This is a genomic window from Streptomyces sp. YJ-C3 (assembly GCF_053891275.1).
In genome coordinates this window covers 1,828,212-1,850,571 of sequence record NZ_CM132685.1, presented here as the reverse complement: position 1 = coordinate 1,850,571, position 22,360 = coordinate 1,828,212, and the positions used below count along the sequence as shown (strand labels likewise).

The following is a 22,360-nucleotide window of genomic DNA, read 5'->3' as shown; positions in this document are numbered from 1 at the left end:
AGCGGGCGTCAGCCCATCTCCTCCAGGGCCTTGCCCTTGGTCTCCTTCACGAACTTCATCACGAACGGGATGGAGATCGTGGCGAAGGCGCCGTAGATGATGTACGAGCCGGTCAGGCTCCACTCGGACATGCTCGGGAAGGTCTTGGTGATGGCGAAGTTGGCCAGCCACTGGGCCGAGGCCGCCACACCGAGCGCCGCGGCGCGGATCCGGCCCGGGAAGATCTCGCCGAGCAGCACCCAGACCACCACGCCCCAGGAGAGGGCGAAGAAGAGGACGAAGGCGTTGGCCGCGATGATCGCGGTCAGGCCCTGCGCGTTCGGCAGCGAGACGTTGTCGCCGGAGCCGGTCCGGTACGAGAAGGCCCAGGCACAGGTGAACAGGGCGATCGCCATACCGGCGGAGCCGATGATCGCGAGCGGCTTGCGGCCGATGCGGTCGACGAAGATCATCGCGATGACGGTACCGATGATGTTCACGATCGACGTCTCGAACGAGTACAGGAACGAGCTGGACGGGTCCTTGCCGATCGACTGCCACAGCTGGTTCGAGTAGTAGAAGATCACGTTGATGCCGACGAGCTGCTGGAAGATCGACAGGAAGATGCCGATCCAGACGATCGGCAGGAAGCCGAACTTGCCGCCGAGCAGGTCCTTGAACGTCGACTTGTGCTCGCTGCGCATGCCGGCCTTGATCTCCGCCACGCGCGCGTGGACGTCGATGCCGGTGCCCTCGACCTCGGTCAGGACCTTCTGGGCCTGCTCCTCGCGGCCGGCGGAGATCAGGAAGCGCGGCGACTCGGGGATCGCGAAGGAGAGCAGCCCGTAGAGGAGGGCCGGGATGACCATGACACCGAGCATCCACTGCCAGGCCTCGAGACCGGCGAGCTTGCCGCGCTGGTCGCCGTCGGCCATGTTCAGGATGCCCCAGTTGACGAGCTGGGAGACGGCGATGCCGATGACGATGGCGGCCTGCTGGAACGAGGCGAGCCGGCCGCGGTACGCGGGCGGGGCCACCTCGGCGATGTAGGCGGGGCCGATCACGGACGCCATACCGATGCCGATGCCGCCGATGACACGCCACATCGTCAGGTCCCAGGCCGCGAACGGCAGGGCCGAGCCGACGGCGCTGATCGCGAAGAGGCAGGCGGCGATCTGCATACAGCGGATACGCCCGATGCGGTCGGCGATCCGGCCCGCGATCGCCGCGCCGACCGCGCAGCCGAGCAGCGCGGACGCGATGATCCAGCCGAGCACATCGGCGTTCACGTCGAACTTGTGTTGGATGGCGACGGTCGCGCCATTGATCACAGAGCTGTCGTAGCCGAACAGGAAGCCACCCATCGCGGCCGCCGCCGTGATGAAGATGACGTGCCCGAGGTGATCGGGCTGGGCTTCCCGGGCTCCTGATTGAGGTGCCGAAGTGCTGGTCACGTGTACTCCTCGGGCCACCGGCTTCGCTGCCGGGGGTGGGGGCGAGCCCTTCCAGTGGCGCACAACATCGCGCCGCCCACCACCTGAAGGTAAAAGCAACGTTGCAGAGACTATGCCTTCAAGTTTCGAAGTCAATAGTTCAACTGCTGTGAGTTTTTGGGCACAGGAGTGTCGCCTTGAATTCAAGACTTGAAGACTGCTAGGGAGCCGGACTCGACTAGCGCAGCCGCTGGCTGATCACCTTCGACACGCCGTCGCCCTGCATGGAGACGCCGTACAGCGCGTCGGCGACCTCCATCGTGCGCTTCTGGTGCGTGATCACGATGAGCTGCGAGGCCTCCTGCAGCTCCTGCATGATGCGGATGAGACGCTGCAGATTGGTGTCGTCCAGAGCGGCCTCGACCTCGTCCATCACGTAGAACGGGCTGGGCCGCGCCTTGAAGATGGAGACCAGCAGCGCCACGGCGGTCAGCGATCGCTCGCCGCCGGAGAGCAGGCTCAGCCGCTTGACCTTCTTGCCCGGCGGGCGGGCCTCGACGTCCACGCCCGTCGTGAGCATGTTGTCGGGATCGGTCAGGATCAGCCGTCCGTCGCCGCCCGGGAACAGCCGGCTGAAGACGCCCTCGAACTCGCGCGCCGTGTCCCGGTACGCCTCGGTGAAGACCTGCTCGACGCGCTCGTCGACCTCCTTCACCACCTGAAGGAGGTCGGCCCGGGTCTTCTTCAGGTCCTCCAGCTGCTCACTGAGGAACTTGTGGCGCTCTTCCAGCGCCGCGAACTCCTCCAGGGCCAGCGGATTGACCTTGCCGAGCTGCTGGTACGCGCGCTCGGCGGACTTGAGCCGCTTCTCCTGCTCCGAACGGACGAACGGCCGCGGCTTGTTGCGCGGGTGCTCCGGGTCCTCCGGCAGTTCCTCACCCTCGGCGGGGAGCGAGGGCGGCACGAGCTGGTCGGGACCGTAGTCCGCGACAAGCCCGGCCGGTTCCACACCGAGTTCCTCCAGCGCCTTGGTCTCCAGCTGCTCGATCCGCAGCCGCTTCTCGGCACCGAGTACCTCGCCGCGGTGGACCGAATCAGTGAGCTTGTCGAGTTCCGCCTTCAGGTCGCGGCCGCGGGCCCGCTCCGCGACGAGCTCCCGCTCCCGCTCGCCCTTGGCCCGCTCGGCCAGCGTCCGCTCCGCGTCGGCCCGCGTGACGGACACCTCGACGTGCGCGAGCAGCTGCCGCGCACCGGACGCCACGGCCTCGGCGACGGCGGCCTCGTACTTGAGGCGGGCGCGCTGTCGCTCGGCACGCGCGCGTGCCTCGCGTTCGGCGCGGGCGGCCCGGTCGAGCGAGTCGGCCCGCCCCGAGAGCCCCTTCACCCGCTCCTCGTGCGTACGCACCTGGAGCCGAGCCTCCATCTCCGTCTGGCGGGCGTTGGCCCCGTCCGCCGAGAGCCGGTCACGCGCGGAGGTGTCCGGCTCCTCGTCGGCGGGCTGCTCCTCGGCCACGGCGAGCCGCTCGGCCAGCTCCTCCGCGTCCATGGCGGCCTTCTCCAGCGCGTCCTGCGCCTGGGCCGCCGCCGCGGCGCTCCGCTCGGCCTCGCCCGCGGCGCCGCGCGCCTGTCCGGCGAGCCGCCCGAGCTGCTGCGCCCGGCCCGAGCGCTCCCGCTCTATGGCCCGCTGCCGCTGCCCCAACTCCTCGACGAGCACGGCGCACTCCTTGCGCCGCTCGACCGCCGAGTGCTGTGCCTCGGCCAGCTCCTCGCACTGTGCCGCCAGGTGCTCCAGCTCGGCGGCCGCCTCGTCGACGGACGCCTGCACTTCGAGCAGGCTGGGCGCCCCCGCGGACCCGCCCTGCGCGAAGTGCGCCCCGAGCAGGTCCCCCTCGGCGGTCACCGCGGTCAGTTCGGGCCGCGCGTAGACCAGGTCCTCGGCGTCCTCCAGCGTCCCGACGACCACGATGTCGCGGAGCAGGTGCCGCACGGCGGGCATCAGCTCGGCGGGACCGCGGACGAGCTCGGCGGCGTGCGGCGGACTGCCCGGCGGCTGTGCGGCGGGCGCGGCAGCGGCCTCCCCGGCCAGCAGCAGGGCGGCCCGCCCCGCGTCCTGCTTGCGCAGCAGGCGAATCGCGTCCGCCGCGGAGGCGGGCGTGGTCACGGCGATCGCGTCGGCCGCCGCGCCGAACGCCGCCGCCACCGGCACCTCGAACCCCGGCGCCACCGACAACAGCTCGGCGGCGGGCCCGAGCACCCCGGTCAATCGTTCCTTCGCTCCGAGCAGCGCGCCCGAACCGTCCTTCCTGCGCAGCCCGAGCGCGAGCGCCTCGTGCCGGGCGGCGACAGCGGCCCGCTTGCGCTCCGCGGACGTGGCCGCCTCACGGGCCGCGGAGAGCGTGGACTCGGCACCGGCGAGCGCGGCCTTGGCGGCCTCCAGCTGCGTCACGAGCTCCTCGTCCCCGGCGTCGAGCCCGTCGACCTCGGCCTTGAGCTGCTCGTACTCCTCCTGCGCGGCGACGGCCCGCTGCTGCGCCTCGTCCCGCGCGACGGCGAGCCGGTCGATCTCGGCCTGCGCGGAAGCGGCCCGGGAGCGGGCCGCGTTGACCTGGCCCTGAAGCCGGGCGAGCCCTTCCCTGCGGTCGGCGATGGCGCGGGCGACGTCCTTCAGCCGGCGCTCCTCGACCGCCAGTTCACGCTCCAGCTCGGCCCGGTGGGAGACGGTCTCGTCCAGCGCGATCTGCGCCGCCTCGAGCGCCGCCGCCAGCTCGGCCTCCTGCTCCCGCACCCGGGCGGCCTCGCGCTCCAGGTCCTCGGGGTCGCGCCCGCGCCGCTCCTCGGTCGGGACGGAGGTGGCGCTCTTGACGCGCGCGTCGGCCAGCGAGATCGTGCCGCGCACCCGCTCGGCGAGCTGCGACAGCTCGTACCAGCTCTGCTGCGCCCGCTGCAGCCGGGGCGTCAGCTGCCGCACCTCGTCCTCCAGGTGCCCCTCGCGCAGCAGCGCCTTCTTCAGCTCGTCCTCGGCGGCTTCCTTGCGCCGCTTCAGCTCGGCCTCGTCGGCGACCTCGGCGCTGAGCGCCTCCCGCAGCCGTACGAGATCGTCGGCGAGCAGCCGCAGCCGCGTGTCGCGCAGGTCGGCCTGGATGACGGCGGCCCTGCGGGCGACGGCGGCCTGCCGGCCCAGCGGCTTCAGCTGCCGCCGCAGTTCGTCGGTCAGGTCCTGTACGCGGGCGAGGTTGGCCTGCATCGCGTCCAGCTTCCGCAGCGCCTTCTCCTTGCGCTTGCGGTGCTTGAGGACACCCGCGGCCTCCTCGATGAAGGCGCGGCGGCCCATCGGGTCGGCGTGCAGCACGCCGTCGAGCTGGCCCTGGCCGACGATGACGTGCATCTCGCGGCCGATACCGGAGTCGGACAGCAGGTCCTGGATGTCGAGGAGGCGGCATGTGTCGCCGTTGATCTGGTACTCGCTGCCGCCGTTGCGGAACATGATCCGCGTGATGGTGACCTCGGCGTACTCGATGGGCAGCGCGCCGTCGGAGTTGTCGATGGTCAGCGACACCTCGGCGCGGCCCAGCGGGGGGCGGCCGGTGGTGCCGGCGAAGATGACGTCCTCCATCTTGCCGCCGCGCAGCGACTTGGCGCCCTGCTCGCCCATGACCCAGCTGAGGGCGTCCACGACATTGGACTTGCCCGAGCCGTTGGGCCCCACGACGCAGGTGATGCCCGGCTCGAACCGCAGCGTGGTGGCCGAGGCGAACGATTTGAACCCGCGCAGGGTCAGAGCCTTGAGGTGCACGCCGTCGGACTCTACCCGGCACCTCTGTCTCACTCCATGAACCCGCGGTTTCGCTCATGAAAGTGCAGGGCACATCAGACGTTAAGAAAACGCTTGGGTGCGCGGGGGCGTGAAGATCGAGGCACAGGGAGCAAGAAAGAAGGGACGCCGAAGCGTCCCTTGCATATCTCTGTCAAGCGGCTGATACGAGCAGCCTGCTCACGCGCGTCGCTGGGCGTGGTCAGGTGAGCGCAGGCTCCGCCTGGGGTACGTCGATGCTCTCGATGAGAGAGTCGTGAGAAGCGGCAGCCGCGAGCGCGTCGTTCTCAGCCTGGATCCTGCCGAGCTCGGATTCCAGATCCTGGACGCGCTGCTGGAGCCGTCGCATCTCGGCGAGGAGTCGCGGGTCGCTGCCGCCGACGTAACCGAGAAGCGCCTTTGCCATGATGAGTGGTCCTCCACACTGAGTGACCGACCGAAGCGGTGGTGGGTCGTGAGGGAATCGCACCCGCGGTGCTTGGCACTTCTTGTTGTGCTGCCGTTCTTACATGCCAAACAGCTAAGGTGCGCGGGGATTCCAGAGTCTCACCAAAAAGTTTGACGGTCAACACGATCACGCCCCGTATTGGCGGGCAACCCGGGGGCTTCGCGCCGTGAATCGTCCGGCGCGGCCTGACCTTCGGGACCCTGGGGGCGTAGCGATCATCCGTACCCCGGAGCCTCCCACGAGCGCCCCGCCTTGGCAACCACCAGGGCGTTTCTGCCGGGAGCAGTTGCCCATGGCATCTCTTCCCCGGGTGCACCCGGCCCCGCCTGCGGCGACGGTTCAGCGAATGGCAAACCCGTCGTAACCGCCACGGGGCGTGTCCCAGATCTCAGTGACACCGTCGACGCGGCCGGGTGTGTCGTCGCCGTGGAGCCAGTCGAGCAGTTGCTGACATCCGGCGCGCGACCCCTCGGCGACGACCTGGACGCGGCCGTCGTCCAAATTGAGAGCAAAACCACTCAGGCCGCCGATCTCCATGGCTCGGGCACGGGTGAACCACCGAAAACCCACACGTTGGACGCGTCCTCGCACCCACGCGGTCAGCCGTACGTCTTCGTTCATGGGTGCACGCTAACCGGCCAATTGCACTCGGAGCACTTCGTCCCCTTGCGTCTTGGGGTACCGTCGCGGACCGATGAGCCTCACTCGTACGGGTGAGTCACATCGACGACCGCGAGGACGAGGAAGGCCAGGACATGGGACGCCACCGACGCTCCGCCGCCGGGCGCGCCGCCACGGGCCGCGCCGCGGATACCCCGGAGACCTACGCCGAGGACGTGCACGCCGAAGCATACGGCGAGACGTACGGCGCAGGTCAGGCGGGGTCGTACTACGGCGAGTACCCGTACGAGCACGCCGCCGGGCCCGCCGGGCACGCGCGCGCCCCCTTCGGGCACTCGCCGTACTCCCCGCACGACGACGAGACCGTGACCGGCCTGTACGGCTCCATATCCTCGGCCGGCGGGTCGGGCCAGGAGCAGGGCGGTCGGTCGCACCGGCGCAAGAAGCGCGGCGGCGTCCCGGTCCGCACCGGTCTGCTCGGTGTCTCCGCCGCCGTCGCCCTGGGCGCGGTCGCGGTGGCGTCGGGGCTGATCCCGGGCGCCGACAACTACAAGCTCGGCGGCGACAACGGCGGGAACAAGGTGCAGGCCGCCGACTCCCCCACCGTCGAGGCGCAGGGCGGCACGGACGGCGCGGTCGAGGATCGCGCCCCGTCGTCCGCGAGCCGCGACACCGAGCGGGCCACGCCCTCGGTGTCGCCCTCGAAGTCCGCGTCGGCCAAGCCGTCCGCGGAGCCCTCGAAGACGCCGCAGGAGTCCCGCTCCAAGAGTTCCGGCAGCGGCACCACGACGAAGAGCGCGAGCCCTTCCACCCAGGCTCCCGAGAAGACGCAGGCGCCCGCTGAGAAGGCACCCGCCACCTCGTCGGAGAGCGCGGCCGCGGCTCAGGTGCTGACCCTCGTCAACCAGGAGCGGGCCAAGGTCGGCTGCTCCCCCGTGACCGCCGACAGCGGCCTCGCCTCGCTGGCGACCGCGTTCAGCGAGGACATGGCCGCGCGGAACTTCTTCGACCACACCGACCCGGACGGCGCGACGCCGTGGGACCGCGCCAAGAAGGCCGGCATCACGGACCTCGGCGGCGAGAACATCGCCCGCGGCCAGGCCAACGCCCAGTCCGTGATGGACGCCTGGATGAACAGTCCCGGCCACAAGGCGAACATCCTCAACTGCGACTACAAGACCCTGGGTGTGGGTGTGCACTTCGGGTCCGGCGGTCCTTGGTGGACGCAGGACTTCGGCTTCTGAGCCCTTCTTGAGCACCTATAGGTGGCGCTATCTTTTCGATAGCGCCACCTATGGGGTTGCGCTGCGCGAGAGTATGCTCGAAGGATGGACTCAATCGACCTCGCCTACGACGTGTTCTCCAAGGCGTGTCCGTCCCGCGGCACGCTGGAGCACGTCACCGGCCGCTGGGGCGCGCTCACCCTCGGGGCGCTGCACGAGGGCTCGCTCCGCTTCAACGAGCTGCGCCGTCGCGTCGACGGGGTGAGCGAGAAGATGCTGTCCCAGACACTGCACGCGCTGGAGCGCGACGGTCTGGTGCACCGTGAGGCCCAGCCGACGAATCCGCCGCGTGTGGACTACGAACTGACGCCGCTGGGCCGCGAGGTGGCCGACCGGCTGCTGAGCCTCATCCACTTCGTGGAGGGACGGATGGACGACGTCCTGGTGGCGCGCGAGCGTTACGACGAGACGCGCGGGACGCGCTGACAGCGCGGGCAGTAGTAGCTGGACCGGTTCATCCAGGCCCGGCGGCGCATCGGCGTGGCACACCGCCGGCAGGGTTCACCCTCGCGTCCGTAGGCGTCGAGCGACCGGTCGAAGTAGCCCGACTCCCCGTTCACGTTCACGTAGAGGGAGTCGAAGCTCGTGCCGCCCACCGCGAGCGCCGCGTTCATCACGTCCCTTACGTGGCCCAGGAGTTCGGCGGTGCGCGGGCGGGTCAGCGTGGCGGTGGGGCGCTCGTAGTGCAGCTTCGCCCGCCAGAGCGCCTCGTCCGCGTAGATGTTGCCGACACCGCTGATGAGCGACTGGTCGAGCAGGGCGCGCTTGATGGTGGTGCGCTTCCTGCGCAGCGCGTCGTGGAAGGCCGCGTCGTCGAAGAGCGGGTCCAGGGGGTCGCGGGCGATGTGCGCGATGACGTCGGGCAGACCGTCCGCACTGTTCTCGGCGGTCTCGTGCAACGACAGCCCGCCGAAGGTGCGCTGATCGACGAAGCGGAGTTCGGTGCCGAGGTCGTCGGCGAAGCGGACGCGGATGCGCAGGTGCTTCTCGTCCGGGGCCTCGTGCGGCTGGACCAGGAGCTGGCCGCTCATGCCGAGGTGCGCGAGCACCGACATGTGGGTCGTCTCCAGGGGCAGCCAGAGGTACTTGCCGCGCCGACTCGGCTCCCCGATCCGCTGCCCCTTGAGGCGGTGCGCGAAGTCGTCGCCGCCCGCGATGTGGCGGCGTACGGCGCGCGGGTGCAGGACCTCCGCGTCGGCGACGGTGCGGTGCGCCACCCACCGGGCGAGGCCGCGCCGGACGACCTCTACTTCGGGCAGCTCTGGCACGGGGGTCCTCCGTAAGGGGGCGGATGCGATGGGGTCCGGGGAGCGTATCGCGCCGCGGCGGGGCGCGGGGAACTGCGCGACCAGCCCCCATGAAGCCGCACGTGGAGCACGACGCCCAGAGGCCGGCCGCCGAAAAAACGCCCGTCCCCACCGGCCGGAGCCAGTGGGGACGGGCGCAGGAAGCTGAGCGGTTACGCGCCAGGGGCGGTGTCGGCGGCCGCCCCTTCGGAGGCCGCGGCCGAAGCCGCCGCCTTGGCCCGCTCGTCCGCCGCGGCGCGAATCGCACGCCATGCGGACTCGGCGGCCTGCTGCTCCGCTTCCTTCTTGCTGCGGCCGGTGCCGGTGCCGTACGAGACGCCTCCGACGCGGGCGGCAGCAGTGAAGGTCTTCTCGTGGTCCGGGCCGGTCTCGGAGACCAGGTACTCGGGAACGCCGAGCCCCTCGGTCGCCGTGAGCTCCTGGAGACTGGTCTTCCAGTCCAGGCCGGCACCCAGATTCGAGGACTTCTCGATCAACGGGTCGAACAGCCGGTGGACGAGTTCGCCCGCCGCGTCCAGTCCCTGGTCCAGATACACCGCGCCGATCACCGCTTCGAGGGTGTCGGCGAGGATGGACGCCTTGTCCCGGCCGCCCGTGCCCTCTTCGCCCCGGCCGAGCCGGATGAAGGAGCCCAGGTCCAGCCCGCGGCTGACCTCCGCCAGTGCACGCGAATTGACCACCGCGGCCCGCAACTTGGCCAGCTGGCCTTCGGGCAGGTCGGGGTGGGTGCGGTAGAGCGTGTCGGTGACCACGAGGCCGAGCACGGAGTCACCGAGGAACTCCAACCGCTCGTTCGTGGGCAGTCCGCCGTTCTCGTACGCGTACGAGCGATGCGTCAGCGCACGCACCAGAAGGGCGGACTCGAGCTTGTACCCGAGCCGCCCTTCCAGAAGCGTGTGGGACGAGGCTGTGGTGTCCGCCTTTTTCTTGGCGTCAGACATAGAGCCTCTCACCAGCCGCTCAGACCTCGAGGACCTGGCGCTTGTTGTAGGTGCCACAAGCGGGGCACGCGATGTGCTGCAGCTTGGGCTCCTGGCAACGCTCACACGAAACCAGGGTGGGGACCGCAGCCTTCCACTGCGACCGGCGGTGGCGCGTGTTGCTGCGCGACATCTTCCGCTTCGGAACAGCCACGGCTACTTCTCCTGCTTCTCGTCGACGCCCGCTTCCGCTTCGGCGCCGCTCATCTCGTCCTTCTCGCCGTCCTGGATGGATCCAGCGAGTCCCTGCAAAGCCGCCCAACGGATGTCGACGGCGTCGTGATGATGTCCCGGTTCGTCCGCGAGCCGCACTCCACACTCGGAGCACAGTCCCTCGCAGTCGTCCTGGCACACCGGCTGCATCGGCAGTGCGAGCACCACCGCATCACGCAGCACGGTCTCGAGGTCGAACAGACCGTCCTCGAGAAAGAGCCTGTCCTCGTCTTCCTCGGCGTCGTCGACCGGTTCCGTGCGGACACGGCCACGGTCGTCGGCGTCAGGGTACGAGAACATCTCCTGGAAGTCCGCTTCGACGTCGAGGCCGATCGGCTCCAGACACCTTACGCACTCCCCCTTCGCCGATGCACGGGCGGTGCCTGTGACAAGCACCCCTTCCATGACCGACTCCAGACGGAGGTCGAGCTCCACCGGGGCGCCTTCCGGCACCTCGATGACTCCCTGGATACCGAAGTCCCGGGGAGCGTCGATCGTGCGGGACAGCCGCTGCATGGCACCAGGACGCCGACCCAGCTCGTGCGTATCGAACACGAGTGGGTTGCGGTGGTCGAGGTGGGTACTCAGGGCTGGTCCTGCTTTCGATCTTCGAAACTCATGGGGTTGCCGCCGCGAGCCTTCCGGGCAGCTGGGGATCACACGTGTACGCGCGACCGAAGAACCAGGGTACTGGACCTTTCGCTCTCGGCCCAATCCGGTCCCGGCCACCCCAGGGGCGGCCCCGGCGAGCAGGCGTCAGCGGCCCTGCTCGTACTGGCGCTCGTACTCCCGCACCTGATCCATGTTGATCATGCTCGTGTCGAAGAGGCTGGTCTCGTCGAGCGCGCCGGCCTGGGCCTGCTGGTCCTGCTGCGGCTGCTGGTACGCGTACGGGTCCTGCTGCTGATACGCGGCGTACGGATCCTGCTGTGCCTGCTGGTACGCGTACGGGTCCTGCTGCTGATACGCGGCGTACGGATCCTGCTGACCGTACTGCTGCTGGTACGCGTACGGATCCTGCTGCTGGGCGTACGCCTCGACCGGCTGCTGGGCCGGGATCTGCGGGGCGGCAGCGGGCTCCGGACGCGGGTCCGGGTCCTGGCCGCCGATCTCCGCCAGGCCCGCCAGGTAGTCGGCGTCGCTGGTGTGCGGCTGGGAAACGCCGTCGCCGTCCATCGACAACGCGCCCAGGTCGTCGCTGGCGATGCGCCCGTGCAGCTTCTGCCGGCCCTTGCCGACGGCGTCGAGGGTCTTGGCGAGGACCGCCTCGAAGGCGCCCAGCTTCGTGTCGACGTAGGCGTCGGCGTCGCGGCGGAGCGTCTCGGGGTCGTGGCTGCGCTCGGGGGCGTCCTCGTCCTCGTAGCCCTGCTCGTCCGTGCCGGGGCCGGTACCGAGGAGCTTCTCGCGGCCGCGGCCGACCGAGCCGAGGGTCTTGTTGAGGACGACCTCGAAGTTGGCCAGCTTGGAGTCGACGTACTCGTCGGCCTCCGCGCGGACCTCCTCGGCCTCCTGACGGGCCTCGGTGAGGATCCGCTCCGCCTCGTTCTGCGAGCGGCGGGCGATCTCGGTGTCGGAGATCAGGGAGCCGCGCTCGGCGTGCGCGGTCTCGATGATCCGCTCGGCTTCGGCGCGGGCCTGCTCGACCATCTGCTCGCGGCCGCCGATCAGCTCCTGGGCCTGGGCGAGGGAGCCGGGCAGCGCCTGGCGCACCTCTTCGAGCATCGCGAGCAGGTCGGCGCGGTTGACCACGCACGAGGCCGACATGGGCATGGATCGGGCACTGCCGACCGCGGCGACGATCTCGTCGAGCTTCTTCTGCACGTCCACCGTGTGCTCGCCACTCTCTCGTCTTGTCACCGGGGTGACACGGGGGTTGGAGACGGACGGGACGACTGTATGCCCAACTGGTGCGTGGGTGTCACTTCTTGGGCAGGCGCTCGGTCAGCGACCGGTGCACCAGTGGCGGGACCAGGTGCGACACGTCTCCGCCCCAGGCAGCGACCTCCTTGACGAGCGAGGAGGACAGGAAGCTGTAGGTGGGGTTGGTGGGGACGAAGAGGGTCTCCACGCCCGAGAGGCCGTTGTTCATCTGGGCCATCTGCAGCTCGTAGTCGAAGTCGCTGACGGCACGCAGGCCCTTCACGATGGCGGGAATGTCGCGCTGCTTGCAGAAGTCGACGAGGAGGCCGTGGAAGGACTCCACCTCCACGTTGCCGAACTCGGCGGTGACCTCGCGGATCAGCTCGATCCGCTCGTCGACGGTGAACAGGCCCTGCTTGGACTTGTTGATCATCACCGCGACGTGCACCACGTCGTACAGCTTGGAGGCTCGGGCGATGATGTCGAGGTGGCCGTTGGTGATGGGGTCGAACGACCCGGGACAGACTGCGCGGCGCACGGGAAGTCCCTCGCTCTCCGGTCCGGTCATCGTGCGTCGTCGCACGTGAGGGTGGTGTTCAAGGCGGCGCGACCGTACCAAAACGTGCCCTCGCCGTAACGACGGGACCTCAGTCCCTCGAACCCGTCGGGCCACTGGAATTCGCCGCCTCTTGTACTGCGTTCAACGGTGACGAGCGCTTCGTCCGCGAGCCAGCCCTGAGCGCTGAGTGTGAGCAGAATCTCGCGAAGATCGTCATCCGAGACGGCGTACGGAGGGTCGAGGAAGACCAGGTCATAGGGCGTTGCCGGGGGCGGACCGGTGACGACTTGTTCCGCTTTTCCGGTACGTGCCTCGGCTCCGGGAAGGCCGAGGGACTTGATGTTCTCGCGGACGGTGCGGGCCGCCCGGGCGTCCGCCTCGACGAGCAGGGCGTGCGCGGCGCCGCGGGACAGGGCCTCCAGGCCGACGGCTCCCGAGCCCGCGTACAGATCGGCGACGCGGGTGCCGTCGAGCGTGCCGTGCAGCGCCTGCCAGGTGGAGAAGAGGCCTTCGCGCGCGCGGTCGGAGGTGGGGCGGGTGCCGTTGCCCGGCGGCACGGCCAGGCGGCGTCCGCCGGCGCGCCCGGCGATCACGCGGGTCATCTCGGTCCTTGTCGGCTTGTCACTCGTCGGCTTTTCGGTGGCAGGCCCGTCCCGACCGGTGGGGTCGGCGGGGTCTGCCCCCGATCAGTGTCTCAGCCCTTGTCGAGGTACTGCTCACGCTCCTCGTCCAGGAGTGCGTCGAGCGCCGTGCGCAGGCCGGGCAGGCGCTCCAGGTCGGGGTCGGCCGTGACCACCCGGGTCGCCTCCTCGCGCGCCTCGGCGATGATCTCCTCGTCCTCGATGACGGCGAGCATCCGCAGGGAGGAACGCACTCCGGACTGGGCCTGTCCGAGCACGTCGCCCTCGCGGCGCTGCTCCAGGTCGATACGGGACAGCTCGAAGCCGTCGAGCGTGGAGGCGACGGCGCCCAGGCGCGCGCGGGCGGGGCTGGCCTCGGGCATCTCGGTGACCAGAAGGCACAGGCCGGCCGCCGAGCCACGGCCGACGCGGCCGCGCAGCTGGTGGAGCTGCGAGACGCCGAAGCGGTCGGCGTCCATGATCACCATCGCTGTCGCGTTCGGCACGTTCACCCCGACCTCGATGACGGTCGTCGCCACCAGGACGTCCGTCTCGCCGGCGGCGAAGCGGCGCATCACGGCGTCCTTGTCGTCGGGCTGCATCCGGCCGTGCAGCACCTCGACCTTGAGGCCCTGGAGGGGGCCGTGCGCCAGCTCGTCGGCCACGTCGAGCACGGCGAGCGGCGGCCGCTTCTCCGCCTCGTCCTCGGCGGACTGCTTCTTGGCCGCGCTCTTGCCGCCCTTCTTGGGCTTCTCGTCCTCGTCGTCGCCGATCCGGGGGCAGACGACGTACGCCTGATGCCCCTTGCCCACTTCTTCCCGGACGCGCTCCCACGCGCGGGACAGGAAGTGCGGCTTGTCTGCGGCGGGCACCACATGGCTGGCGATCGGCGAGCGGCCGGCCGGAAGCTGGTCGAGAACGGAGGTCTCCAGGTCGCCGAAGACCGTCATGGCGACTGTGCGCGGGATCGGCGTCGCGGTCATGACCAGGAGGTGCGGGGGCTGCTTGCACTTGGAGCGCAGCGCGTCGCGCTGCTCCACGCCGAACCGGTGCTGCTCGTCCACGACGACCAGTCCCAGGTCGTGGAACTGCACCTTGTCCTCGATCAACGCGTGCGTGCCGATGACGATGCCGGCCTCGCCGGTGACCAGGTCGAGCAGGGCCTGACGGCGCGCTGCGGTGCCCATGGAACCGGTGAGCAGCACGACCTTGGTGGAGTGCTCCGAACCGCCGAGCATGCCGCCCTCGGCCAGCTCGCCCATCATCTCGGTGATTGAGCGGTGGTGCTGCTGTGCGAGGACCTCGGTGGGGGCGAGCATCGCGGCCTGACCGCCCGCGTCGACGACGGCGAGCATGGCGCGCAGCGCCACCATCGTCTTTCCGGAGCCGACCTCGCCCTGGAGCAGCCGGTGCATCGGGTGCTCGGTGGCCAGGTCGTCGAAGATCTCCTTGGAGACCTTCTGCTGGCCGTCGGTGAGCGTGAACGGCAGCTTCGCGTCGAAGGCGGTGAGGAGTCCGTCCGGCTTCGGCACGCGCGCGACGGCGGTGAGCTGGGTGTCCGCGAACCGGCGCCTGGCGAGGGCGACTTGGAGAACGAACGCCTCGTCCCACTTGAGGCGGGCGCGCGCGTCGGCGATGTCGGCCTTGGTCTGCGGCCGGTGGATCTTGAGCAGCGCCTCGGTGAGCGGGACCAGGCCGCGGCCCTCCCGCAGTGCCTCGGGCAGCGGATCGACGGCTTCCTGGGCGCTGGGGAGCACCAGGTCGACGGCCTTGGCGATCTTCCAGGACTCCAGCTTGGCAGTGGCCGGATAGAGCGGCAGGAGCGCTCCCGCCCAGGAGCCGACGGCCTCGGCCGCGTCCTGCGAGGAGTCGGCGTTCAGCAACTGGTACGCGGGGTGCGCCAGCTGCATCTTGCGGTTGAAGACCCCGACCTTCCCCGCGAACATCGCGCGCGTGCCGGGCAGCAGGTCCTTGTGCGGCTTGTGGATGCCCCGGCCGAAGAAGACGAGCTGGAGCTGTCCGCTGCCGTCGGTGATGGTGACTTCCAGGCGCTGTCCGCTCCCGCCGTTGAACCTCAGGACGCGGGCGGTCGCGACCTGGGCGACGACCGTGACGTGCTCGTCGAGCGGCAGCTCCGCGAGCGCGGTGAGCTCACCGCGCTCCGCGTATCTGCGCGGGTAGTGGTGGAGCAGGTCACCGACGGTGTGCAGGCCTAGGTGCTCGGCCATCACCTTCGCGGTGGGAGGACCGAGCACCTTCTTCAGTGGTTCTTCGAGCACGGGCACGAGATCCATTGCACACCACACCACTGACAATCCCGCGAACATCCCTGAAAACCGCTGGTCACAAGGGACTCTCCGGCCCTAGGATGACCGGCTCCGGCCCTTGATCGCGGTCACCTCTCGTGGGACCGCCCGACCCGCGCCGTCGCCCGTCCCCCCACCGGCGCAGCGACGATGGACTCACAGACACCGCACACATTCCAGGTCGACCTGCGCGGTCTCGTCGACCTCCTCTCCCATCACCTTTACTCCAGCCCGAAGGTCTATCTGCGCGAGCTGCTGCAGAACGCGGTGGACGCCGTCACGGCCCGCCGTGCCGAGCAGCCCGACTCCCCCGCCACGGTGCGCCTGTTCGCCGAGGGCGGGTCGCTGCGCGTCGAGGACTCGGGCATCGGTCTGACCGAGGCCGACGTGCACAGCCTGCTCGCGACGATCGGCCGCAGCTCCAAGCGCGGCGACGGCCTGGAGTCGGCCCGTGCCGACTTCCTGGGGCAGTTCGGCATCGGCCTGCTCGCCTGCTTCGTCGTGGCCGAGCGGATCCGTGTGGTCAGCCGCAGCGCGCGCACGCCCGACGCGCCGCCGGTCGAGTGGACGGCCCGCGACGACGGCTCGTACTCGGTCCGTACGCTCCCGGACGCGGCCCGCGCGGAGCCCGGCACGACCGTGCACCTGGAGGCCCGGGCGGGCGCCGCCGACTGGCTGACCGAGGAGCGGGTCCTGTCCCTGGCCCGGGACTTCGGCTCGATGCTGCCGTACGACGTGCGGGTCGGGGACGCGGCGGTCACGGACCTGCCGGCCGTCTGGAGCCGTACGTATCCCAGCCCGGCCGCCCGCCGGGTGGCCCTGGCCCGCCACTGTCACGAGCTGTTCGGCTTCACGCCGTTGGACTCGATCGACCTGGAGGTGCCGCTCGCGGGGATCCGGGGAGTCGCCCACGTGCTGCCGCAGGCGGTCAGCCCGGCGCAGCGCGCGGGGCACCGGGTCCACCTCAAGGGCATGCTGCTCACCGACCGGGCCGAGCAACTGCTGCCCGACTGGGCCTTCTTCGTGCGCTGCGTGATCGACACGGACAGCCTGCGTCCCACGGCGTCGCGCGAGTCGCTCTACGAGGACGAGACCCTGGCCGCCGTCCGGGAGGCCCTGGGCGAGCGCATCCGGGAGTGGCTGACGTCGCTGGCGGCCGGTGATCCCGAGCGCCTCGCGGCCTTCTTGTCCGTGCACCACTTGGGGGTCAAGTCCCTTGCGCGGCACGACAAGGAGATGCTGCGCACGATGCTTCCCTGGCTGCCGTTCGAGACGACGGACGGGCAGCTCTCCCTGGAGGAGTTCGCCCAGCGACACCCGGTCGTGCACTTCACCCGGACCGTGGAGGAGTACCGGCAGGTCGCGCCGATCGCCTCCGCGCAGGGCATCGGGGTCGTCAACGGCGGTTACACGTATGACGCCGATCTGGTCGAGGCGCTGCCGTCGGTGCGCCCGGGCACGGCCGTCTCGGAACTGGACGCGGACACGGTGACCGCGCACCTGGATGCCGTCGACCCGGCCGAGGAGCTGGCCCTGTCGGCCTTCCTGGCGGCCGCGCGGGCCAGGCTCGACCCGTTGGGCTGTGACGTCGCCCTGCGCGCCTTCCATCCCCTCACCGTGCCGGCACTGCATCTGGACGACCGGGCGGCCCGGCACGAGCAGGCACGCGCGGACGCCGAGGCCCAGGCGGACGACCTGTGGGCGGGCATCCTCGGCTCGCTGCGCGGCAGCGCCCCCCGCGCGCGGCTCGTGCTCAACCACCTCAACCCGTTGATCCGCAGGGTGAGTTCGCTGTCCGACCCGGAGCTGATCGGCACGGCCGCCGAGGCTCTGTACGGGCAGGCGCTCCTGATGGCGCAGCGCCCGCTGCGCCCCGCCGACTCCGCGCTCCTGAACCGCTCGTTCATCGGCCTCCTGGAGTGGGCCACCCATCCCGGCACCGGAAAGGACGACATCCGATGAACGCGAGCACGGACCTGGACGCGCTGCGCCGGGCGATGGCGGAGAACGCGGCGCAGCCCGAGGGCCCGGCCCGCGGCGCCCGCGCGGAGCAGCTGCTCGCCGAGGCCGAGAAGCTCGGCGTCCCGCTCGCCGTGATCGAGGCGCTCGGCCATCAGCTGCAGATGTACAACTACAGCTCCGAGAAGGACAAGATGTTCGTCCCCTTCGCGCGTCTGCTGCGCATGTGGGACGAGCGCCCCGAGGACTTCGACGCCTACGAGACGCACTCGCTGCACTGGGTCTTCAAGTGGATGTCCGGCGGCATGCTGCATCAGCCGCACATTCCGCTCGCCTCCGTAGAGAAGTGGCTCGGAGAGATGGAGCACCGCTACAGGGTGGCGGGTCACTCCGAGCGGGCCGTCCGTATGAGCGAGTTCTACGTCGCGGACCACATAGGCGACGAGGAGCGGGCCACGCGCGCGTACGACGCTTGGCTGGCGGCCGACCGCGACGACATGGCCGACTGCCATGCCTGCGAGCTGAACGGGCAGGGCGAGCGGCAGTCGGCCCTGCACCGGGACGAGCGGGCGCTGGAGCTGTGGGGGCCGGTGCTGGAGGGCGAGTTCACGTGCGCCCACGAGCCGCACGCCACGCTCCCCGCCTCGCTGCTTCCCCTGCTGCGCCTGGGGCGCGTCGAGGAGGCCCGCGCGAACCACCTGCGCGGCTACCGTCTCGTCCGGCCCATGGAGTCGATGCGGGGCGCCTTCGCGTCGCACGTGGAGTTCTGCGCCCTGACCGGGAACGAGGCGCGGGCGCTCGAACTGCTCGCGGAGCGGCCAGCCTACTTCACGGACAGCGGTAATCCGCAGGGCCTGATGGACTTCCTCGCCGTGACCGCCCTGGTGATGGACCGGCTGGTCGCGCTGGGTCTGGGCGAGCAGAGTGTTCCCGGGCCGGCGGGCCGCGCCTGGACGGCCTCCGAACTCGCCGTCCACGCGCGCGTGGAGGCACTGGCCATCGCGGCCCGCTTCGACGAGCGCAACGGCACCGCGCGCGTGGGCACGCGGGTCCGGGAGCGGATGGACCAGCAGCCCCTGCTGGAGCGCCTGCCACTGGGCGTACGGGTCGTACGGACGGCGCCGTCGAAGCCCGTCGCCGCGCCCCCGGCGGAAGCGACCGTGGACGCGGCGGCCCTGGTGGCCGAGGCGCGACGGCTGTCGGAGGCCGAAGGAGGCCCCGCCGCGGCCCGCGCCTGGCAGGCGGCCGCGCGGGCCGCCGAGTCGGAGGGCCTGGAGCTGACCGACCACGACCGTGCGGAGATCGCCGACTACACGGCGATGGAAGCCGAGGAGGCGCCCGAACTGTTCGCGCGGGCGGCCGAGTTGTACGAGGCGGCCGGCGCGCCGGACGAGGCGAGGGCGGCACGCGCGCGTGGCGCCTACGCGCTCTCGGTCGCGGGACGGAGCGCTGAAGCCGTCGCCGCGATCCAGGAGCCGTACGAGCAGGTGCGCGGCGCCCTGAAGGATCTGGACGCCACGACGGCCCGTCCGGCCGCGGCCGTCCTGGCGTGCCGCGCGCGCATCCTGCTGCAGGCCCACTCCGGGGACGCCGAGGTCGCTGCGGCCGAGGAGTGCGTCCACCAACTGCTCGCCCTCACGGAACCGTTCCCCGACGTACCCCGGCTCGTCTCTCAGGCGGCGTCGGCACGGTCGATGCTCGGGGACATCGCGGTGCACCGCGGCGACCCGGAGACGGCCGCGGTGCTGTACGAGGAGTCCGCGGCCGCACACGTGGCGGCGGGGCGCCCCTGGCTGGCGGTGGACTGCGAAGTGCGCCTCGCGGGGCTCGCGCGGGAGCGGGACGACGCGGCGGGCGCCGAGCGGGCGCTCCGGGCGGCGCTGGAGCACGGAGCGGGGCACCTGGACCCGTCGGGCGCGGCGCAGCTGCATCTGCGGCTCGCCGACGTGCTGGCCGCCACCGAGCAGTTCGGGCCCGCGTCCGCGCACGCTCTGGAGGCCACGCACTGGGCCGACGAGGCGGACGGGGACGCCGGGTTCGGCGCCTGGGCGCGCTTCCAGCTGGGCGGCCACCTGCTGCGCGAGGAGCGCATGGCAGAGGCGGCCGAGGTGCTGGAGTCGGCGCTGCTCGACCTGACCGCCGAGGACCACGGCGACGGGGCGATCGTGCAGGCCCAGTGGTGGCTCGGCGACTGCGCCCGCGCGCTCGGCGAGCACCTGCAGTCCGCCGAGGCCTGGCTGAAGGCGGCGGAGATCGCCCAGCACTGGCCCGAGCAGCGCGACCACGCGATGCTGGCGAACCTGGCGGCGGACGCCCTCGACCGGGCCGGCCGCCCCGAAGAGGCGGATCGTGCTTACACGCGCGCGGGTGAGCTGTGGCGTTCCCTCGGGCACGTGTACGCGGTGGTGCGGTGCCTGCGCGCGCGTGCCTGGCTGGACTCCGCGTCGGCGGACGACGAGCGGGAGTTGATGACGGCGTCGATCCGCGCCTGCGAGGAGGCGCTGTCCTCGGACGACGTCGACCGGGATGCACTGCTGTCCGAGCTCGGCCATACGCACCGGCAGTTCGCGCAGCTCTTGGACCGGCGCGACGACGCGGAGCGCGCGGTCCAACTGGAGCGCGCCGCCGCCGCGTTCGATGAGGCGGGCGACACGGAGCGGCGGGACGAGGCCCGCGCGGCGCTCGCCGAGTAGGCCGGCGGGCGGCTACTCGACGCCGATCAGCATCAGCGCCGACTGCCGCCCGCCCCGGTACACCACGGTGTCCACGGCCAGGTAGGTCTCGCGGACGTGCTGCTCGAGGCTGTCCGCGACCTCGTCGGGAACCTCGTCGCCCAGGACGAGCGTCACGAGTTCGCCGCCGGCCGCGAGCATCCGGTCGAGGACGGTGCGGGCGGTCGCCGGGACCTCGCCGCCGATGACGGCGACGTCGCCGTCGATGAGGCCGAGGACGTCGCCCGCCTGGCAGATGCCGGCCATGGTCCAGGACTGGCGCTCGGCGACGGCCAGTTCGGCGTACCGGGTCGCTCCGGCGGCCGAGGTCATCGCGACGACGTCCTCGTCGAAGCGCCGGTCGGGTTCGTGCACGGCGAGCGCGGCGATGCCCTGCACCGCGGACCGGGTCGGGATGAGGGCGACCCGCACCCCTTCGGACCTGGCCTGCTCGGCGGCGGCCGCCGCGGTGTGCCGCAGCTCCGCGTCGTTCGGCAGGAGCACCACCTCACGCGCGTGGGCACGCCGGATCGCGTCGACCAGCTCACCGCTGGCCGGCGGTTCGCCCGGCCGGTCGGGCACGGTCGTCGCGCCCGCCTCCGTGTACAGCCCCGCCAGACCGTCGCCCGGTACGACGGCCACGACGGCCCGCTGTGCCCGCTCGCGCGGCGGCGCCGAGGCCGCGTGGGCGTCACCGAGACCGAAGTGCGTGATGCGGATGCGGTAGGGCCGTCCGGCCTCGACACCCGCCTCCACGGCCGCGCCCGCGTCGTCGACGTGCACGTGGACGTTCCACAGACCGTCCCCGCCGACCACCACCAGCGAGTCGCCCAGAGCGTCGAGCCTGGTCCGCAGCCGGGCCACGGCCCGGTCGTCGGCTTCGAGAAGGTAGATGACCTCGAAGGCGGGCCCGGCGGCGCCGTGCTCCTCCACACATTCAAGGGGGACGCCGTCAGTGCCTTCCTCGGTGGCCACGGCTGCGTCCACGCGCGCGTGCTTCTTTCCGTCTTCCCGGCCACGTAGTGGTGTGGTGTGCCCGGAGACGGCCTCGCTCAGCGCGCCGAGCATCACGACGAGACCGCGCCCGCCCGCGTCCACGACGCCGGCGCGGCCCAGCACCGCCAGCTGCCCGGGCGTCGCGTCGAGCGCCGCGCACGCGCCTTCATATGCGGCGCGGGCCACAGCGCCGCAGTCCCCGTCACCGACGTCCGACGCCGCGTCCGCGGCCGCCGTCGCGACGGTGAGTACCGTGCCTTCGACGGGGTGGGCGACCGCCTCGCGCGCGGACTCGGCGGCCCGGCGCAGCGCGAGCCGCAGTGCGCCCGCGTCGGCCCCGGAGCCGTGATCTGCGTCACGGCCCGCACCGTCGGCGAGCACCTGGGCCATGCCCCTCAACAGCTGCGCGAGGATCGTTCCGGAGTTGCCGCGGGCACCGATGAGCGCGCCGTGAGCCATCGCGCGCATCACTTCGGGCAGCGTGGGGACGACCGGATCGGGACCGGCCTCCAGGCCCGCGAAGACGGCTTCGACGGCTTGATGCGCGGACTCGACGGTCAGATAGAGATTGGTGCCGGTGTCCCCGTCGGCCACGGGATACACGTTGATCGCGTCGATCTCCGCACGGTCCCGGCCGAGCGCTTCCAGGGCGAGTGAACACCAGGCGCGCACCGCGACGACGTCGAGCACATGCGGCACCTGCGCCTCCCTTGAGCAGCTGGACTGGCCTCGCAGAGTAGACCCCGCCAGGAGGCCGTCAGGAAAGGGGCCTGGTCCGGGGTCCGGGGCAGCGGCCCGGGCAGCCATGGTAGTTTCGTTGTACCGAAGCAGCCGTTGTATGCTGCTCCGGTTGCCCGATATCCATCGGGCTCTCCCCTGGCACCGCCACTCAGATCCTCTGATCTTGATCCCGGCATGCCGGGATCAACCGTAAGTGCATCTGAAGTCTTTGGAGTGACCCGTGGCTGCCAACTGCGACGTCTGCGGCAAGGGGCCGGGCTTCGGCAACAACATTTCGCACTCGCACCGCCGTACGTCCCGTCGCTGGAACCCGAACATCCAGCGTGTGCGTGCAGTGGTCGGGCGGACGCCGAAGCGGCTCAACGTCTGCACCTCGTGCATCAAGGCCGGCAAGGTCTCGCGCTGACGTTTCGCGTAGCGCGGCCACCTCGCTGGTTGCTTGAATCAGCCGGTCCCCTCGGGGGCCGGCTTTTTCGTGTGCCCGCGACCGGGACGGGCTCAAGATCTCCGTCCCGGGCATGACTGTCGGTGGT

At 71.0% G+C, this 22,360-nt stretch carries 18 protein-coding genes; 5 read left to right on the top strand and 13 right to left on the bottom strand.

Annotated elements, in window-relative coordinates; translation table 11 throughout:
* Positions 1-8: 8 nt before the first annotated feature.
* The 4 genes from ACVHNB_RS08240 to ACVHNB_RS08225 all read right to left on the bottom strand — a co-directional run bounded on the left by ACVHNB_RS08240 (position 9) and on the right by ACVHNB_RS08225 (position 6,292).
* Positions 9-1,433, bottom strand: a complete 1,425-nt coding sequence (locus ACVHNB_RS08240) for a sugar porter family MFS transporter (protein WP_428952063.1) — start codon at positions 1,431-1,433, stop codon at positions 9-11.
* Between the two features lie 217 nt (positions 1,434-1,650).
* Positions 1,651-5,205 carry a chromosome segregation protein SMC gene (gene smc / locus ACVHNB_RS08235; RefSeq protein ID WP_456227711.1) on the bottom strand — a complete coding sequence of 1,185 codons (3,555 nt, stop codon included), beginning with the start codon at positions 5,203-5,205 and terminating at the stop codon, positions 1,651-1,653.
* A gap of 220 nt (positions 5,206-5,425) precedes the next feature.
* Positions 5,426-5,629, bottom strand: a complete 204-nt coding sequence (locus tag ACVHNB_RS08230) for a hypothetical protein (RefSeq protein WP_428952065.1) — start codon at positions 5,627-5,629, stop codon at positions 5,426-5,428.
* Positions 5,630-6,010: 381 nt separating this feature from the next.
* The gene (locus ACVHNB_RS08225; protein WP_428952066.1) at positions 6,011-6,292 is read right to left on the bottom strand and encodes an acylphosphatase; all 282 of its coding nucleotides are present in this window, start codon (positions 6,290-6,292) and stop codon (positions 6,011-6,013) included.
* Between the two features lie 134 nt (positions 6,293-6,426).
* Here ACVHNB_RS08225 and ACVHNB_RS08220 point away from each other — a divergent pair, with 134 nt between their 5' ends.
* Both ACVHNB_RS08220 and ACVHNB_RS08215 read left to right on the top strand, forming a co-directional pair.
* Complete coding sequence (locus tag ACVHNB_RS08220) at positions 6,427-7,536, top strand: CAP domain-containing protein (protein ID WP_456228854.1); 1,110 nt, start codon at positions 6,427-6,429, stop codon at positions 7,534-7,536.
* 84 nt (positions 7,537-7,620) lie between these two features.
* Complete coding sequence (locus ACVHNB_RS08215; protein ID WP_428952067.1) at positions 7,621-8,001, top strand: winged helix-turn-helix transcriptional regulator; 381 nt, start codon at positions 7,621-7,623, stop codon at positions 7,999-8,001.
* Here ACVHNB_RS08215 and mutM read toward each other — a convergent pair.
* The 8 genes from mutM to recG form a co-directional block, all read right to left on the bottom strand.
* Positions 7,974-8,843 (bottom strand): bifunctional DNA-formamidopyrimidine glycosylase/DNA-(apurinic or apyrimidinic site) lyase, encoded by an 870-nt coding sequence (mutM, locus tag ACVHNB_RS08210; RefSeq protein WP_428952068.1) that lies wholly within the window; start codon positions 8,841-8,843, stop codon positions 7,974-7,976. The two genes, ACVHNB_RS08215 and mutM, sit on opposite strands and share 28 nt — an antisense overlap.
* Before the next feature lie 191 nt (positions 8,844-9,034).
* Complete coding sequence (gene rnc / locus ACVHNB_RS08205; RefSeq protein ID WP_428952069.1) at positions 9,035-9,823, bottom strand: ribonuclease III; 789 nt, start codon at positions 9,821-9,823, stop codon at positions 9,035-9,037.
* A 19-nt stretch (positions 9,824-9,842) separates the two neighbouring features.
* Entirely contained in the window at positions 9,843-10,016 is a 174-nt protein-coding gene (rpmF, locus tag ACVHNB_RS08200; RefSeq protein ID WP_030361955.1) for a 50S ribosomal protein L32, read from the bottom strand.
* Positions 10,017-10,018: 2 nt separating this feature from the next.
* Positions 10,019-10,663, bottom strand: coding sequence for a YceD family protein (locus tag ACVHNB_RS08195; protein ID WP_428957532.1), 645 nt, complete (start codon positions 10,661-10,663; stop codon positions 10,019-10,021).
* A gap of 168 nt (positions 10,664-10,831) precedes the next feature.
* Positions 10,832-11,902 carry an ATP synthase F0 subunit B gene (locus ACVHNB_RS08190; protein ID WP_456228853.1) on the bottom strand — a complete coding sequence of 357 codons (1,071 nt, stop codon included), beginning with the start codon at positions 11,900-11,902 and terminating at the stop codon, positions 10,832-10,834.
* 91 nt (positions 11,903-11,993) lie between these two features.
* Positions 11,994-12,473, bottom strand: a complete 480-nt coding sequence (gene coaD / locus ACVHNB_RS08185) for a pantetheine-phosphate adenylyltransferase (RefSeq protein ID WP_428952070.1) — start codon at positions 12,471-12,473, stop codon at positions 11,994-11,996.
* Positions 12,474-12,499: 26 nt separating this feature from the next.
* Complete coding sequence (gene rsmD, locus ACVHNB_RS08180; protein ID WP_428952071.1) at positions 12,500-13,096, bottom strand: 16S rRNA (guanine(966)-N(2))-methyltransferase RsmD; 597 nt, start codon at positions 13,094-13,096, stop codon at positions 12,500-12,502.
* A 92-nt stretch (positions 13,097-13,188) separates the two neighbouring features.
* Positions 13,189-15,408 (bottom strand): ATP-dependent DNA helicase RecG, encoded by a 2,220-nt coding sequence (gene recG, locus ACVHNB_RS08175; protein ID WP_456227710.1) that lies wholly within the window; start codon positions 15,406-15,408, stop codon positions 13,189-13,191.
* Between the two features lie 162 nt (positions 15,409-15,570).
* Between recG and ACVHNB_RS08170 the strand changes: the two genes are divergently transcribed.
* Together ACVHNB_RS08170 and ACVHNB_RS08165 are read left to right on the top strand one after the other, a co-directional pair.
* Positions 15,571-17,382, top strand: coding sequence for an HSP90 family protein (locus ACVHNB_RS08170; protein WP_456227709.1), 1,812 nt, complete (start codon positions 15,571-15,573; stop codon positions 17,380-17,382).
* The gene (locus ACVHNB_RS08165; protein ID WP_456227708.1) at positions 17,379-20,072 is read left to right on the top strand and encodes a tetratricopeptide repeat protein; all 2,694 of its coding nucleotides are present in this window, start codon (positions 17,379-17,381) and stop codon (positions 20,070-20,072) included. Before ACVHNB_RS08170 ends, ACVHNB_RS08165 begins: the two co-directional genes overlap by 4 nt.
* Before the next feature lie 12 nt (positions 20,073-20,084).
* On the opposite strand, the gene ACVHNB_RS08160 is transcribed toward ACVHNB_RS08165, so the two are convergent.
* Entirely contained in the window at positions 20,085-21,893 is a 1,809-nt protein-coding gene (locus ACVHNB_RS08160; protein WP_456227707.1) for a DAK2 domain-containing protein, read from the bottom strand.
* Positions 21,894-22,047: 154 nt separating this feature from the next.
* On the opposite strand from ACVHNB_RS08160, the gene rpmB reads away from it, so the two are divergent.
* Positions 22,048-22,233: a 50S ribosomal protein L28 gene (gene rpmB / locus ACVHNB_RS08155; RefSeq protein ID WP_003957616.1), complete on the top strand. Its 186-nt coding sequence runs from the start codon at positions 22,048-22,050 to the stop codon at positions 22,231-22,233.
* Positions 22,234-22,360: the final 127 nt, after the last annotated feature.

Excerpts from the sequence above, each read along its gene's own strand:
- ACVHNB_RS08170 (WP_456227709.1), top strand. The coding sequence starts at position 15,571 with ATGGACTCACAGACACCGCACACATTCCAGGTCGACCTGCGCGGTCTC.
- ACVHNB_RS08220 (WP_456228854.1), top strand. The coding sequence starts at position 6,427 with ATGGGACGCCACCGACGCTCCGCCGCCGGGCGCGCCGCCACGGGCCGC.
- recG (WP_456227710.1), bottom strand. The coding sequence starts at position 15,408 with ATGGATCTCGTGCCCGTGCTCGAAGAACCACTGAAGAAGGTGCTCGGT.
- rnc (WP_428952069.1), bottom strand. The coding sequence starts at position 9,823 with ATGTCTGACGCCAAGAAAAAGGCGGACACCACAGCCTCGTCCCACACG.
- ACVHNB_RS08165 (WP_456227708.1), top strand. The coding sequence starts at position 17,379 with ATGAACGCGAGCACGGACCTGGACGCGCTGCGCCGGGCGATGGCGGAG.
- rsmD (WP_428952071.1), bottom strand. The coding sequence starts at position 13,096 with ATGACCCGCGTGATCGCCGGGCGCGCCGGCGGACGCCGCCTGGCCGTG.
- ACVHNB_RS08230 (WP_428952065.1), bottom strand. The coding sequence starts at position 5,629 with ATGGCAAAGGCGCTTCTCGGTTACGTCGGCGGCAGCGACCCGCGACTC.
- ACVHNB_RS08160 (WP_456227707.1), bottom strand. The coding sequence starts at position 21,893 with ATGGCTGCCCGGGCCGCTGCCCCGGACCCCGGACCAGGCCCCTTTCCT.
- ACVHNB_RS08225 (WP_428952066.1), bottom strand. The coding sequence starts at position 6,292 with ATGAACGAAGACGTACGGCTGACCGCGTGGGTGCGAGGACGCGTCCAA.
- ACVHNB_RS08215 (WP_428952067.1), top strand. The coding sequence starts at position 7,621 with ATGGACTCAATCGACCTCGCCTACGACGTGTTCTCCAAGGCGTGTCCG.